The 16,405-nt window shown below is 43.8% G+C and carries 12 protein-coding genes; 3 read left to right on the top strand and 9 right to left on the bottom strand.

Annotated features, from left to right (window positions below; translation table 11 throughout):
- Positions 1-106: 106 nt before the first annotated feature.
- Positions 107-910 (bottom strand): GLPGLI family protein, encoded by an 804-nt coding sequence (locus GO495_RS05655; RefSeq protein WP_157298692.1) that lies wholly within the window; start codon positions 908-910, stop codon positions 107-109.
- 145 nt (positions 911-1,055) lie between these two features.
- Here GO495_RS05655 and GO495_RS32515 point away from each other — a divergent pair, with 145 nt between their 5' ends.
- Positions 1,056-2,567, top strand: coding sequence for an ATP-binding protein (locus tag GO495_RS32515; protein ID WP_157298691.1), 1,512 nt, complete (start codon positions 1,056-1,058; stop codon positions 2,565-2,567).
- Between the two features lies 1 nt (position 2,568).
- On the top strand, positions 2,569-3,252 hold the full coding sequence (locus GO495_RS05645) for a response regulator transcription factor (protein ID WP_157298690.1): 684 nt from the start codon (positions 2,569-2,571) through the stop codon (positions 3,250-3,252).
- Between the two features lie 144 nt (positions 3,253-3,396).
- Here GO495_RS05645 and GO495_RS05640 read toward each other — a convergent pair whose 3' ends face one another.
- Both GO495_RS05640 and GO495_RS05635 read right to left on the bottom strand, forming a co-directional pair.
- Positions 3,397-3,852 (bottom strand): cold-shock protein, encoded by a 456-nt coding sequence (locus GO495_RS05640; RefSeq protein WP_089778164.1) that lies wholly within the window; start codon positions 3,850-3,852, stop codon positions 3,397-3,399.
- A 165-nt stretch (positions 3,853-4,017) separates the two neighbouring features.
- Positions 4,018-6,192, bottom strand: coding sequence for a carbohydrate binding family 9 domain-containing protein (locus tag GO495_RS05635; RefSeq protein WP_240915154.1), 2,175 nt, complete (start codon positions 6,190-6,192; stop codon positions 4,018-4,020).
- 84 nt (positions 6,193-6,276) lie between these two features.
- Here GO495_RS05635 and GO495_RS05630 point away from each other — a divergent pair, with 84 nt between their 5' ends.
- On the top strand, positions 6,277-6,513 hold the full coding sequence (locus GO495_RS05630; protein ID WP_157298689.1) for a VF530 family protein: 237 nt from the start codon (positions 6,277-6,279) through the stop codon (positions 6,511-6,513).
- 100 nt (positions 6,514-6,613) lie between these two features.
- Here GO495_RS05630 and GO495_RS05625 read toward each other — a convergent pair whose 3' ends face one another.
- The 6 genes from GO495_RS05625 to GO495_RS05600 all read right to left on the bottom strand — a co-directional run bounded on the left by GO495_RS05625 (position 6,614) and on the right by GO495_RS05600 (position 16,382).
- Entirely contained in the window at positions 6,614-8,338 is a 1,725-nt protein-coding gene (locus GO495_RS05625) for a cytochrome-c peroxidase (RefSeq protein WP_205691205.1), read from the bottom strand.
- Positions 8,335-9,888, bottom strand: coding sequence for a purple acid phosphatase family protein (locus tag GO495_RS05620; RefSeq protein ID WP_157298688.1), 1,554 nt, complete (start codon positions 9,886-9,888; stop codon positions 8,335-8,337). Before GO495_RS05620 ends, GO495_RS05625 begins: the two co-directional genes overlap by 4 nt.
- A gap of 74 nt (positions 9,889-9,962) precedes the next feature.
- Positions 9,963-10,781 carry a glycerophosphodiester phosphodiesterase family protein gene (locus tag GO495_RS05615; RefSeq protein WP_157298687.1) on the bottom strand — a complete coding sequence of 273 codons (819 nt, stop codon included), beginning with the start codon at positions 10,779-10,781 and terminating at the stop codon, positions 9,963-9,965.
- Positions 10,781-11,479, bottom strand: a complete 699-nt coding sequence (locus GO495_RS05610; protein ID WP_157298686.1) for a glycerophosphodiester phosphodiesterase — start codon at positions 11,477-11,479, stop codon at positions 10,781-10,783. Before GO495_RS05610 ends, GO495_RS05615 begins: the two co-directional genes overlap by 1 nt.
- A gap of 5 nt (positions 11,480-11,484) precedes the next feature.
- Positions 11,485-12,933 (bottom strand): SusD/RagB family nutrient-binding outer membrane lipoprotein, encoded by a 1,449-nt coding sequence (locus GO495_RS05605; protein WP_157298685.1) that lies wholly within the window; start codon positions 12,931-12,933, stop codon positions 11,485-11,487.
- A gap of 11 nt (positions 12,934-12,944) precedes the next feature.
- A complete protein-coding gene (locus tag GO495_RS05600) occupies positions 12,945-16,382 on the bottom strand; it encodes a SusC/RagA family TonB-linked outer membrane protein (protein WP_157298684.1) in 3,438 nt (1,145 codons plus the stop codon).
- Positions 16,383-16,405 lie beyond the last annotated feature (23 nt).

Below are 16,405 nucleotides of genomic sequence, written 5' to 3'. Positions count from 1 at the left end.
AAAAGTATTACTGCAACACTAAAAGGGCTCTTAACGGAGCCTTTTTAGTGTTGCAGTAATACTTTTGAGGGTATATCAGTTACTTTTGACAGCCAGGTGCTGTTTGTTAATTGATTTGTATCATTCTTCCTCTCCCTGTATTATTGCGTTGCATTTCTGCCATCGTTTTGTCGCGCTCTTTATTAAACTCTTCCATCGTTACTTTTTTCCCTTTTGAGGGCTGCTTAATAGCCGCTACATCTGCCTGGGGGGATACTTCGACAGCCTTGTAAACAATGTGGCCAGCGTTAATGTCAATACTCAGGATAAGGCCTGGTAATTGCCCTTCATATTCGGGTCCTGCAGGAACCGGAATAGAAAGCGTGAACCAAACCATGATATTGGATGTATCTGCTACTTCCTGTCTTTTCATATGTCCGTTCTCCATGATGGGAATGTAGCGCTTACCAATGCTTTGGGCGACTGCCAGCTGACAGGGATAACCGAGGATAGTGCTGGTTTCGCCGGTCAGTTTCCAACTCAGCTTGTGAATGCTGTCGGCAATAATATAGTTCTTCGCAGCAAATTCGCGTTGTACTATCACCTGTCCGGTGGCAAAATTAATATAGGTCACATCATTGGCGTCGGCTATTCCCGTGCGAATCCGCATGCCACCTTCGTCCGGCATGAAGTCTTCGGGCGTTTCATCTGTCACCGCACGGCGCAATGACTGGTTATTGCTGAACAATATTTCCAGTTTGTCTTTGTGTGAACGCGGAAGGAGCTGCTCTTCGTTTTCAGCCATACCCATACCCTTGATGTGCATCTGCATTTGTGTTGTACGCTCGTACAGCACCTTTCCTTGTTTTTGCTGGCCGTTGGCAGTCATCAGTGCCAGGCCCATGCAAAATGCAAAAATTATCTTTTTCATTCTGTGTAGTTTTAAGGAAATAAAGCTATCCGGTTCTTGCCGTAACAGAGGTTAACATGTCTTGCTTTAATGTTAATTAAGGTTAATGTGCTTGCTGAGGGGAAAAAGGAAATGATACATTTGCTATAATAAACCATACAACCAGGTGCGATATAAACTTTCCATACCGGTTACTGCTTTCCTGATTACATTGACTATTGTGATTATCACAGTTTTCCAGGGATACTGGCTGAGCAAGAATTATAGGGAAGAAAAAAGGATTTTCACCACGCGTACCAATGTACTTTTCAGGGAAACGATCTTCCGCTTGCAGGCAGCCAAGTTAAAAATGGATTCCGGGATCAATATCCGTGTACAGGATCGTGAAGGAGTGATAAGCATATCAAATGTGCTGAAAGAAAAAATGAGGGATTCATCCTCTCCAAAGCCAGGTCGGAGGCAAACAATGATCGTGGCGATGAATAGAGCAGACCATCCGGATCCGGAGAGGGATTCGTTTAATGTACAATACAGTGCAAATAAAGCCGTGCCAGGAGGAAGGGTATTTAATTTCCTGGTAGATGTAGACTCTCTTCGCGATTCCATTACTGTAAAGGAAGTGGTTGATCGATATCATAAAGCACTGGAGAGAGAAAAGATAAATTTGCCTTTCATCATAAATACCCTTCCTGCCGATACCGCTGAACTATATTCCATTGAATCAGATTCCGCTCCATTCCCGGACGACCTGGAAGGCAACATCGTCACCATTGGTTTTACAAAACCGGTCAGATACCAGGTTATATTTGATAACAATACCTGGTACCTGTTGAAACGTATCAGTCAGCCCATCCTGATCTCATTTCTCCTGTTGGGCGTCACTATGTTTTCATTCCTACTGTTATACAGGAACCTGAAACAACAGCAAAAGCTGGCACAGCTTAAGAATGATTTTATCAACAATATGACACATGAGCTGAAAACACCTATTGCCACCGTAAGTGTAGCCATAGAGGCTTTGAGGAGTTTTAACGTGTTGGAGGATCCGCAAAGAACAGACGAATATCTTGATATATCGGCCGGTGAAATGCAAAGACTGGGTTTATTGGTGGATAAAGTATTAAAGCTGTCGATGTTTGAGAATAGGGAAATTGCTTTAAATAAAGAGCAGTTTGATCTTGTAGAACTGGCCAGGGCAGTAATGCTCTCAATGAAGTTGCAGTTTGAAAAACAAAAGGCTGTCACAATACTGAAAACAACCGGTAAAAACTTTATCATTACGGCCGACAAGCTCCATCTGACAAGTGTACTCTATAATTTGCTGGATAATGCTTTGAAGTACAGCATTAAAGACCCGGAAATCCTTATTCATATCATTGATCATTCACAATATCTGGAAATACGTGTAACAGACAACGGGATAGGTATTGCAAAGGAATACAAAAGAAAAATATTCGAAAAGTTCTTCCGTGTACCCAGTGGCAACCGGCATAATATAAAAGGATATGGTCTTGGCTTAAGTTATGTGTCACATATCTTACTACGCCATGCAGGTTTTATAGAGGTGGAAAGCGAGCTGGATAAAGGCAGCACTTTTTCAGTTAAGCTTCCTTTTGCAGAAGCACCAGTCATTTATTACGATAAGGGGCGCCGGGTTATAAAGTTTAAAACAGGATGAAATGAGCATTAAAATTTTATATGTTGAAGACGAATTATTCCTGGGTAAAATTGTGAAGGAAAGCTTACAGGGAAGAGGCTTTGAGGTGATAATGGAGTCTGACGGCGCTAAAGTGCTGGAACTGTATAAACAGATAAAGCCAGCAGTATGTGTGCTGGACGTAATGCTGCCCAATAAAGATGGGTTTGAAATTGCGGAAGAGATACGTGCCCTCAATCCGGAGGTACCCATTTTATTCCTGACGGCCAAAACACAAACCGCCGACCTTGTAAAGGGCTTCACGCTAGGTGGCAATGATTATATCCGTAAGCCCTTCAGCCTCGAAGAGCTGATAGTACGTATCGATAATGTATTACGTAAAACAGACAGATCATCTTCGGCGGCTGTCGACTATGTCACTATAGGCCGGTTCCGGTTCTATACTAACCGCCAGCTGTTGACAAACGGAAGTGAAGAGAAAAAGCTATCGTACAGGGAAAGTGAATTACTTAAGTTATTATACGAGAACCGTGATGGTATCATAGACAGGAGAAGCATACTCAACCTGTTATGGGGCAATGATTCGTTTTTCAATAGCCGTAACCTGGACGTATACATTACCCGGCTGCGCGTGTGCCTGAAAGAAGATGAAAACCTGGAAATATTAACAATAAAGGGGGTGGGCTACAGGTTTGTACTAGGTTAAATACATTAGAATACCGGCCAATAAAAAAAGCCGTCCATAAGGACAGCTTTCCAGGTTATAATATTATTCACCTTACCTCAAACTTCTTCCGTTATGGTACTTAATACCATAAAAGGATATTGAAAGTAAAGACCGGTGTCGTACTTAACTGCTCTTCTTCACTGATACTGCGTTCGGGCCTTTATGTCCCATCTGCACTTCAAAGGTTACTTTGTCGTGCTCTTTTATCGCATCCACCAGCTCATTGATATGCACAAATATGCTTTCCTGGGTTTGCAGATCTTTAATAAAGCCATAACCTTTGGATTCATTAAAGAATGTAACCACTCCCTTACGGATCAGTTCAGCCTCATCCATAGGTTGCTGTTTTGCAACACCAATCTGGATGTCTTCGCTTCTGATAATCTTCTTTTTCTTGGGATCTGGTGGAGTTGATGAAATGTTACCATTCTCATCGATGTAAGCCATCATTTCTTCCAGTGTTTTACCTGGTTTTGAATTGGCTTGTCTTTCGGCCTTCTTTTCTTCCTTGTCTTTTTTCTTTTTTAATCTTTTCTTTTCGTTTTCTTTTTTACTGAAAGTTTCTTGTGATCTACCCATAGTGTAATTGCTATCATTTATATCCGTTCCGGGTGAAATAAAAATAAGTGGAACGAACAACGTGATTTGTATGAAGGTACAAAAAAAATAACTCTTTGTCAAGCAGCATTCAATACTACCGGGTGCAGAGACAGGCTCAGTAGTCATATGCAAATTTAATTACATCTAGATATTCAACCAGTACACCAGCTTTATGACCAACGCCCTTGTTTTGATCGCTAAAGGTGCCGGCAGATAATTATCTGTATATACAATGAACAGATCAGATGCCGGACGATACCGCCATTGTAAACGTGTGTTCAGGTTCATGTTCTTCAACTGCTCATTATACTGCATAAAACCCGTAAAGAAGAGCGTATTGGTCATGGTGACGTCCAGTCTCGGTCCTGCCAGCAGAAAGGCATTCCTGCCCCAGGGCTGTGGTAGCCGGATATCATTATACGTTGTACTCAGTGCAATACTCACATACGGCTGAAAACGGTAACCCAGCTCTCCGCCCAGCGTCAGCCGTGTCCCGTCTGCATAATAACCGCCATAACGCCCGGAAAAAGAGTAGGTGAAAAGGCTTTGCGGCCTGGATACATAATCCACGCCTACAGTGTTCCAGCTATGCACAGTTCCTGTAGCCAGGCTATCTTTTCCTGTATTTGTCGGATCAAACGGCTGCAGCAAACGCACATAACTGTTCGTAGTCCATACATTCAACGTATTCCGTTTGCGGAACACGATCCCATAAGACAAGAGCAACTCATTGTCCGTACGTTTCATATGCTCATCAAAGAAATTGGTGAGCTGTACCTGTGGCCCATGACTTAACACTGCTCCTGCTTTTGGAAAGAATAAGCGGGTCACCTGCGGTAGCAGCTTGATATATCCCTGCCTGGGTACATATCCTACCTCTGCATTATAGTTATGCCCTACATACTCATGCTGCCAGCTTATATTCCAGACCCGGCTGGTATATTGTAAATTGGCAGCATGTACCCAATCGTGCCCTGTTTTACCAGGGGTCGCAGACTTTAGCAGCAATGCCTTCCCCGTCCAGAAATTATTGGAAGAGGCCAGGTTATACTCCATCCCAAGGTTCCGGTTATAGCGTGAATACACCGGCTTATCTGCTGATGGCTGATAATTGATGGACTCCTTATTGATAAACAACAACCCCACATTCGACCGGGCAAATACCCGCCTTTGCAATGCTGCTACTGTAAAATTCTGGGCAGGCAGGCCCTGGGACGATTCCGCATCCGTCTGCATGTTCATCAATCCCATCCGCCAGTTCTTATCCAGCTTCCCACTCAGCCTGGCGCCAAAGAGGATAGGCACGCCCAACCCTATGCGCCTGGAGAAGAAAGGCCGGATAGTACTATACCCGAAGTTGGTGAACTGGTCCCCGTTCTCCAGGAAGAACTGCCGCTTCTCGGGGAAGAACAGCTCAAACCGGTCCAGGTTCGTCACCTGTTTATCCACATCCACCTGCGAGAAATCAGGGTTGATAGTCAGATCCAGGTTCAGCGAAGAGGTGACGGCTATCTTGGCATCTACTCCCCCATCTCCCCTGTAATGCGCCTTTTTCCCCGTTGTATAATCCTTGTTCACACCACCCAGCAGGTAAGGGATCACAGAAATATTAGGCCCGGGGTCCGGTGGCGGTACATCCCATACCAGCGCACCGGTATAGGCTAAAGAGGCCGAGGGGAACTGTCTGGGCACAGGCGCCCAGCTACTCTTTTCTGTTGTTTTAAGGTCATTCCGCCCAAAGTTGATCCCCCATTTGCTGATCCCCTTCTTATAACGGATCGTCTTAAAAGGGATCACCGCTTCAAAAATCCATTTATCAGGATAGTTCTTTACTACAGAACTCCATTTATTATCCCAGCTCAGATCCACCTTTCCCCCATCATACATAATCCCATCCCATTGAGCCCCGGCAGCATTTGCGCCAAAGGAATAACCATTGGTCTGGTCATCAAAAGGGTCCATGAAAAGCAGGAAGTTATCATTTTTGAGAAACGCGAAATCCCTTCTTAAGGATTCTACCATATAAGGGCCGGGAACCCCGTTATAGTTCACCACCAGCAGGTAAATGTGCTGATCGTCATAGACCATACGTACATCTGTCCGCACGTTGGCATAGCTGGTATCCATAGGTAATATCATGTGGAAGTCCGTAGCTACATCAGCAGCCTGCCAGGCTGGCTCATCCATCATTCCATCTATCTGAACAGGAGAAACAGCACGGCATATGTGCAGTTGAAAAGCTTCGTTCTTTTTTTGCGCTACAGCCACCAGTGGCAATATAAGCAGGATATAACAACATAAACGGGGAATAATTCGCAAAATAATGAGATTGTGGTTCTACTGATCAAAGTACAAAAAACAAATACCAATTCACAACCTTATCTTTGTACCAAAGGAGTACTTATGCAGTTAGAAACTATGTCCAATGATCCGCTTCATGGATTAACACTTGAGATGATCGTTACACATCTTGTGGAAAGTTATGGATGGGATGAACTGGGACAACAAATCAGGATTAACTGTTTTACAAGTAACCCTTCTATCCAGTCCAGTTTAAAATTCTTACGCAAAACACCCTGGGCCAGGACCAAAGTGGAAGACTTCTACAAATACTCCCTGCGTAAGAATAAGCTCAAATAATACCAGGGCTTCTTTCCTGCATCAAACTCTTCCGGCTGTATGGCCGTTTAGTATCTGGTTAACGGTATCTATATGAAACAAACAAAAGCATTCATAGCTGCTATTCATCAGTAAGCGCTTCCATAAAAGCAATAATCGCTTTCTTTTCAGTAGTATCCAGGTGCAACTGCTCAGTACCCAGCGTTTGATTAGACAATGGCAATCCAATCCCATTCCCCCCTCCTCTATCATAAAAATCCATTACCTCATCCATATTCCCAAATGCCCCATGATGCATATAAGGGCCCGTTACCGCAGCATTACGCAATGTAGGTGTCTTAAACGCCCCTTTGTAAAATCCTATTTTGAAGAAAGAATAACGACCCTGATCCGTATCTGCAACAGGACGTAATAAGTCTTCATTCACAGGCGTCCCTAACACCTCGAATTCAGTCCGGTTATATAATGGCGGAGTCAATCCATTAAACAACGGCGCAAAGTGACAGGTACCACATTTCGCTTTTCCCATAAACAGATTAAACCCATGTTTTTGCAAAGCCGTTAAAGCAGCACGATCTCCATTCATATAATGATCAAAAGGAGAGTTAAAAGGTGTTAATGTTCTCACATAAGCAGCCAGTGCATGCACCACCATCTTTATGGTAATCCCCTTATATACTTTCTGTAAGCGATAAACAACTGTATCATCATCAGCAGCCATTTCCTGCCTGCTATGCATCACAGCAAGTACCTGCTCCTCCAGGCTTTTCACCCGCCCGTCCCAGAACTGTGAATACTGAAAACAGGCATATAACAAACCAGGCGTATTCCTGGGTAACACCCCGCCATCCAGCGCAGCATTCTTTACCAGCCCATCCGTAAAATGCTTATCCGGCTGATGACAGGTAGCACAGCTCCGCGTATTGTTCCCGGACAATGCCGGCTCAAAAAACAGTCGTCTTCCTAAAGCGCTGTCCCCTATATTCCCTCCACCTGGAAAAGCAGCTTTTCTCAAAGCATTCTTACTAAACAATTCATCTTCATCCAATGCAGGAGTACTATGCACATCAAATCCCCTGGCATGCATAAAATCACTCAACTGCCTTTCTAAAGGCAAAGCATAATCCGCTAAAAAAGTCAACCGGTCAAACCGGTCAAAATCCCTGGCACGTCGCAGATAATCTATCGCTTTCCTCAGAGAATACCCTATACTGTCACTGGCAGTCGTATAAGGTAGTACCACTTCATTCACCGCCTCCATAGCGGCCCTGGACTCATCTATTCCGCTCTTCAGTAATGGGGCATCATAACCCGCAATATACAGGGTCATAATACGTATCAGCTCCAGCTTCACACTCTCAAACACCTGCCCGTCCGTAGCGGAGAAGTGATATAATAAAGAAGGCAGATCGGCAGCCGTATTAGCTACTACCTCTGCCTGCGCCATTAGTTCCTTTTTCCTGGAATACACGGCTGAATCATACAGCAAAGATTCTATCTGCTGTAATCCCACCGGGGCTTCATACTCTATATAAGGCTCATCTATTTCATACCTGGGTGGAGAATTGAATACATATGCCTCACTGGCAAAAAAGTATTCCATGAAAAATGCCAGTTGCTTATAACTGATCCGGCATTGGCGCAAGGCCTCTTTAGCACGGGATAGTGTAACCGTATCATTTACATCTATCTGTGCAATAGCCTGCTGCATGGCAGTAGCCTTTGCGCTGAAAGTAACCTGTGTCTTTTTTACGTAATCGGTTATACGTTTGGGTGTCCCTCCCGGTAAAGCCAGTGTCATTACTGTAAACAGGCAAACACCGGAAAGGACAATGATTATCTTCATTTAGTAGCAATGATGGTAAAAGAATCCTTCACACAACTCTCTTTATCTTCCACAAAATAAGAAGATGTTCCCACCTTTGTTGTAATAGTAATACTACGTGTAGTCGTTATGTGATCACTCCATTTATAATTGCCTGTGAAAGAGGCAGTCAGCGTAATCTTCTCTCCTGCTTTCGCCTTAATTACTTTATGCTGGTTCACTTCTTTCATCATAGTGAAATGGTCCCTGATCACCCCATCCGCACAAATCCATTTGAGGTCCAGCCTGTTACCCTGCACTTCCAGCAAACTGGCACCGCCCTCAGTAGCATTGGAATACTGCATGGCATTGTGCGGAAAAGCCGGTTGCGTACCCCCCAGCTTACCGGAAGAACCGGTTACTACATATACAGTACCCTGACCGCTAGCATCCTTTACATACGGACAGGAATTCTCACTCCCATCATACAAACCGGAAGAGTTACTGAGATTATGCAACGCAGCACTGAAAGTAGTCTCCTTACCATAATGTCCCTTCATTAAACGGGAACGCTCATAATCGTGACTATGCCCGCATAACACCAGGTCTACTCCATACCGCTCCAATATCCGGATGAAATTCTCCCTGATGGCCGTCAGCTCATCTGTATCATCAGAATTATGAGATCCCATGGTATAAGGAGGATGATGCCAGTAAGCCACTACCCACTGTTTGTTTTTATTCGCTTCCAGATCACGCTTTATCCATTGCACCTGTGGCCCCAGTGTATCATACAAACGATACTGGTTCTCTTCCATCCCATAAGAATCCAGTGATAAGAAATGGATATTGCCCACATCAAAAGAGTAAAAAGCCTGTGTATTCGAAGCTACCCCACCGGACTCTCCCTGTGTTGGCATAGAGAAATTCTGATAATAAGCTGTCTGATGGGTCTTTTGCGCCATCTCAACGGCTCCGGGGAAATCCTTGTCATTATAATCATGATTACCGGGAGAAGGGAACATCGGATATTTCTTCAACAGATCATCCTTATAAATGTTAAAAAACTTCGACTGAAACTCTGCATCCGTTCCACTGTTATAGGCATTATCCCCCAATAACAACCAGGCATCCATATAATTCCCGTTCAGGTATTTCAATACCGACGCCTTTACATTGCGTTGATTCACGGAGTTATTCCCACAATCCCCGAAAGCACCAATTCTGTAAGTAGCGGCTTTACCCGTCTCCGGCAGTGTATAAAAGTAATTCTCCTTATCCCCCTGTAAAACACCGGTAAATGTACCAATGGTATAGTAATAACGGGTATGCGGCTGCAAACCTTTCACCGTAACAATATGTTCCGTACGTAAAATGGAATCATCCACAAACTGGTCCGCCTTTTCAACACCATAACGTACCCTGCTGCGGGTAGCTACATCGGTACGCCAGCGCACTGTCATACTGGTTGCGGAACCCACCTGTAAATAAGGCCCACGGATCAACGCTGCCGGTGCTGCATCCGGATTATCCTCCTGTGCATTTGCTGTTATACAGCCTATCATTAAACATCCCAACAGGAAAAGTCTCATCTGTAATTTTTTGTGCGAGGTAATCATTTTCAAACTTTTTATCACCATCCTACCTATGAAATTAATATTAATTGTTACCGGTGGTAGCCCTTCTTTTTCAGGTAAGATAACAATTGCTCAGGATAATTTGTTTGTATCACATTCACCTGTTTCATTTTCAGCATCTCCTCAAATCCCGACCCTGCTTGCACTTCTTCCATGTCGTCATATTTCCCTAAAGCATTTGCCCATACCCTCATACCTGCCTTATGCACCTCACTCATCAAACTATCCGAATAAAAAGATTCATCTATATGCATGATAGAAAAGCTCTTCATGTCCAGTACTGTCCTTACTTCTTCCACATTATGCACCCTGGGCATCACCGGTAGACCCGCAACAGCATCCTTATAATCATATACAAAAAACAGTACCTGTTTTTCCATCTGATTAGCCTTCACTAATCTGTAAGTCTCTTTCAATGCAGAAGATGTCTCTGCCTTAAAATCAAGATCTATCATGATAAGCCCCTTCGTCAGCTTAAGCACTTCCTCTAAGGTAGGAATATGCTCTGCTGTAATATGTCCCTCTTTTTTCAACCTGAGCAAAGCAATTTCCGCATAAGTCATTTCACTCACCAGCCCCTTTCCATTGGTGGTACGATCAACACGCTGATCATGCATTATCACGATCTTCCCGTCTTTGGTTTCTCTTATATCCAGTTCTACTATATCTATTCCTGCGGCTATGGCCCTTTTGATAGCAGGCAAAGAATTCTCGGGATAATTGTTATGATCCGCGCGGTGCGCAGCCACTAACACCTTCTCCGGATGGTGATAAAAATCATCAATAATGGGGTCTACCGGTGAAGGATGTATGAATACCAGCAATGATACCAGGAAGTATTTATACATTATCTGATCCTTTGTTGTTTTAAATATTTTACCAGCGCAGCAGGATGATCTGTCTGCATCCCCGGAACACCTTCCTTTAATGCTTTTGCCCATATATCAGGGCCTTCTTCCCCACTCTGCACATCCAGCCATACCGCTATTCCCCTGCTTTTAAACAAAGCCAGTGTTTCCGCACTATACTCTCCCAGAGACCCATCTACTCCAGCAATGGAATACGTATCCAGGAAGGCACTTATGTCTTTATCCGGCGCACTGGTAAGCATAGGCATATCCGGTGCTACCTCATTCCACAACTTCAACTGCTCCAGTGTATTCGCATACACCACTACCTGTTTCTCCATCCCCGCTGCACAAATCATCCGGTAAGTCTCCCTTACATCTGCCTCTTTAAAATCAAGATAGATCTTCACCTTATTCCGGCAAAGTTTTAATACATCTTTGAAAGAAGGGAGCTTCTTCACTTCATCATCACTCAGCTCCTCAAGACTATTATGCCTGATTACCAGGTCACCTTTTTTTGTTGTCCTCAGATCTGTCTCTATATAATCTACACCTACCCGTATCGCACTGGCATAAGCCGCCAGTGTGTTCTCCGGCAATAAAACATGATCGCCCCTGTGGGCGATCACGATATGTTTATGCTTTGACACTGGTACAACAGGATGCATCATTGCCATCATCATTATAAAAATTCTCATAAAAATTATTTAAGATACCACATCAGTGTAGTTGTCTGGTCAGCGCCCTGTCTTGCTACAGCAGATTTATATTGTGAAAGATTGTAAGATTGTTCAGTTGTAGGATAAATATATCTGGAAGGGATATTGCGTATGGCAGACAATGGCCCGGGTACAAAAGCAGGGTATCCTGTACGCCGATGATCAAACCATCCTTCTGCTCCCTTTAAAAACAGAGCGATCCACTTCTGTGTAATCAACTGGGATAATGTGCCTTTATAAACCACGGCAGGTTGTTCCATATAAGTACCTGCTTTAACGCCGTTCTGTTCCAGAGACGCTGTTATTCCCTTATAGTAAAGAGAAGCCGCTGTTTCATCACTCACTGTCACTGCTCCACGCTGCACCGCTTCCGCTAAAATAAAACACTGCTCTGCATACGTCATTAAACTTGCCTTCAGCAAATCATTCGCATTCTGATAAAAGATGGCAGACAATTCAGAAATATGTGCTTCCCCTCCATTGTAATCATAAGGAGAAGGGATTGCATTTGGTACGCCCACATATGTATTGCCATCAACCGTATATCCTGTTTCGGAAGCCACTGGCGCTATCCATACGGCCAGTCGCGGATCATTCAGGGATAATAACGTGTCTACGATTTCCTTACTTGGTTTATACTTATTTACCTCTGTCACCTCACTCACCAGATTCCCCCCGTCCCAGCTATCAGAAGAAGTAACTCCCAGGTATTTCACCGCTGCATTATCACTATTACTTTCAAACAAAGGATACTTTGCAGGATCATTCAACATTGTCTGCATAGCTGTAAAAGCAGTGGCATCATGAGAAGAGATACGTAATAATAAACGGAGATGTAGTGCATTCGCGAACTTACGCCACTTCAGATTATTGCCACCATATAATACATCGTAGGTAGTATTAATAGCAAGGCTCGTATTCGCCAGGCTATCATTCGCGGCAGTCAGCGTCTTTAATAAATCTGTATAAATCACTTCCTGCTGATCATACTTCGGATGAACAATACCACTATCCTTTGAAAGCAACGCTTCGCTGTAAGGACAATCACCATACAGGTCAGTGATATATGCGAAGTTAAACACCCTGATAATCTGCGATACGGCCATATACTGTTTCATACCACTTTCCGCAGCCAGGTCATATAACTGTTTATTGACTGACAGCGTTCCATAATAGCTGTCCCAGTTCTCAGCAGACCAACCGAATAAATCATCTCCTTCATTCCTCACCTTGGTAATGTAACGCCCTGCTTCTGCGGGTTTGCCCATAAATGCATCATCCTGGTAGGCATAAGCCGTTTTAATGAGGGCAGTGGATAAAAGGTACTGCGGACTAATAGTCGTTGCTGTATTCGGATCAGTATTGATCGCATCGAAATTCTTTGTACAGGCACTCAATAATAACACCAGCGCCAGCATATATATCGCTTTCATGCAGATAAATTTTAAAAGTTAAGACCCAGCTTAATACCATAAGAACGGGTGTAAGGGAGTGACCAGCTGGTAGTACCCGGAGTAATACTACCGTTACTGATACTCATAGCCGTTTCAGGATCATATCCCTGTCCTGCTGCTGTCCAGCTAAACAGGTTCCTGGCAATCAATGACAGTGAGAGATTCGATACCGGCCAGTGACCAAGCTGTTGCTTGCTGAACAGGTATGTCAGACTCACCTCACGCAGCTTTACGTATGTAGCGCTGAATGTATTGCGGGAATGCATCTTCCAGTAGTAATCACCATAAAATGTTTCCGGATCAGTGATGTTCGTATTCTTCACATAACCACCATTTCCATCAGCGATATAACCATCTTCTATCATTCCGTCTGTACGATCTGTAGTACCATCATTCCAACTGAGACCTCCATGCTGTAAATCCCTTCCCTTCAAAGTATTCACCGTACGTCCGTCAGACAACAGGTTCATATATACATAAGAGAAGAACTTACCGCCCTGACGCCAGTCTATCAGCGTATTTAAAGTAAAATGTCTGTAGGTAAAGGTATTGGTGATGCCCACCATGAAATCCGCATTATAGTTACCGATCTTGATCAGGTCTGTTGCATACTGTGAATGCCCTGTATTATCCAGCAACTCCTTACCTTTAAAGGGGCCGTCGGGTACCGTTGCCCAGGTCTTGCCATACATATCTCCTATCTTCTGACCTTCTCTTATCTGGTACTGCACGCCTTCTGTGCTACCCTGCAGATAGTTGGTGATATCATCCGTCAGTTTAATTACTTTATTCCTGTTACGGGTGAAGTTGGCCCCAATTTCCCAGATGAATTGTTTAGCTATTGGTGTACCATTAATTCCTAACTCCCATCCCCTGTTACGTATTTCACCGGCATTGATGATTTTAGCGCTATAGCCGGAAGTCATGGTAGTAGGCGTTTGTATGATCTGATTACGGCTATTGGTAGTATAATAAGTAGCTTGTACTCCCAGTCTGCCTGAGAAGAATTTCAGGTCAGTCCCTATTTCATAAGAAGTGGCAATCTCCGGTTTCAGATTGTTATTCTTCAGTAGTGAACTGAAGTTAGCCAGCTTCACATCACCCCAGTCGGGAGAGTTAAAATAGAAGTTATTATAGAGGCTGTAGGGATCAGTATCTTTACCTACCCTCGACCAGTTCAATCTCAGTTTAGCAAATGATAACAGCTTGCTTTGGATGTTGAACATATCTGATACGATCAGGCTTAAAGAAGCAGAGGGATAAAAGTAAGAGTTGTTATTTGCTGGCAATGTACTTGACCAGTCATTCCTGGCGGTTAAATCCAGATATGCATATCCTTTGTAAGCCAGTTCTCCCATACCATATACACTATTGATCCTTTTCTTTGATTTATAAGAAGCGTTGGCAATAGTACCCGCAGCTGCATTGGAAATATTATACACACCCGGCATTACCAGTGTACCGGCCGTCTGCGAAGAGGTATTGGCACGCTGGTCCATGCGGTTAGCACCCGCAGAAACAAAGAACGACCACTCCTTCGGTAATGTTTTTTTATACGTCAGCAAGAAGTCTGTATTCTGTTCACTGCTAAATAAATTACTTACAGCGTAGCCCCCATAAGGATTCTTGATAGCGCTAAATGCACGTTTACTCTCATCAGTCTCTGTATAAAAATCCAGGCCGGTACGCGCCATCAGGGTAAGGTCTTTCAGCAGTTCCATACTCACCTGTACGTTACCTGTCAGGTGGTTACGGGTATATCCGTTCGTCAGCTCATTTGCTACGAAATAAGGATTGTCCGTATTCCCCTGATCCTGTGAAAACTGTTGTAATCCTTCCTGTCCTTTTATCCAGTAATTCTTCAACTCTTTTGTGTTGATATTCGCAGGCATGGTGTACACAATACTGCTGGAGCTACCCCGGTTAAACGTAGGTCTGTTATTACTATGGTTATTAGTGTAAGCAATATTGGACGTTACCTTGATCTTTGGATTCAGTTCATAGCCTGTGGCCAGGTTGAGTGTATTCCTTTCCAGATCAGTATTAGGCGTAATCCCTTTATTCTGCAGGTTTGTATAGGAAAGCCGGTAGTTATTACCAGACACCGCTACATTGCTTGTATACGTCTGCCCTGTGCGGTAAAAGTCCTTTATCCTGTTGGGGTATGATACCCAGTCTGTAGGTATCTGGTCGCCATTTGCATCAACAGGACTATTCCACTGCAGATGTTTGGTCCCCTGGTCTAATCTTGGCCCCCATGAAGCTGTAGATAAAGTATTAGTAGGATCAATGGACCCTGTTGCATCTCCTGCACCATATTCATTCTGGAACTGAGGGAACTGCCAGGCCTTGTCAAACATCGCCGTAAAGTTCACACTCACATTCAATTCCTTCTTTTTCTTTGTACCTGTTTTAGTAGTGATCAGCACCACTCCGTTTCCGGCCCTGCTACCATATAAGGCAGCAGCACTGGCGCCTTTTAATACAGTAATAGTAGCAATGTCGTCAGGATTGATATCAGACACCGGACTACCATAATCCACCGTTACCTGCCCTATCGGTTGTGAAGGCGCCCTGTTAGCCGATATAACAGGCACCCCATCCACTACAAATAAAGGCTGGTTACTATTAGTAATAGAAGAAGATCCACGGATGGTAATAAGTACAGACCCACCGGGATCAGAACTGGCGCTTCTGATATCGACACCAGCTACTTTACCAGACAATGCATTTACTACATTTACTTCTTTCACGGTATTCACTTTTGAACCGTCCAGTGTAGCAATAGAATACCCCAATGCTTTCTCCTCCCGTTTCACGCCCAGCGCTGTTACCACTACGGCTGAAAGGTCTTTTATATTCGTCAGCAGTTGTATATTCAGCAGACCGGAAGTTCCTGCTTTTATTTCTTTAGCAACATATCCCATAGAGCGGAATACCAGTATAGACTCAGCATCAGCCACTTCAATAGAATAATGTCCTTCCGCATCTGCCACCACTGTTTTCCCGGATGCCTTATCTGTAACAACAGCGCCCGGAACCGGCTCCCCTTTTTCATTACTGATCAAACCGGATATTACTTTGTTAAAGACCACCGTAGAACGTACTGGTCTGATCGCATAATCAGCGGCTGTTATTTTCACCATTACCAGTCCTAACGGCAATAGCATCTTTGACACTTTTTCCTCACTGAAAGGGCCGGAAACAGGTACCTGTTCAAGAGATACATATTTGTTGGCAAGTGTAGCACTGCTGTAGTTAAAATTCACATGGAAGGAATGCTGCATCCTTTGTAAAGCCTCTGCCAGAGATACCATTTCCTGGTTCACCGGCGGCCTGTTGAATGTATGTCCGTCAGCTGTCACTACTTTCAGTTGAAGCAATAGAACGACAGCCAGGACAATGTACCTGTTAAATTTAATGTCCATAAAAATACTTATAAGTTTCTTTC

The organism is Chitinophaga oryziterrae (genome assembly GCF_009758125.1).
GTDB classification, from domain to species: Bacteria; Bacteroidota; Bacteroidia; order Chitinophagales; family Chitinophagaceae; genus Chitinophaga; species Chitinophaga oryziterrae.
The sequence above is the reverse complement of the archived record's forward strand: the minus strand, read 5'-3'. Positions and strand labels throughout refer to the sequence as shown.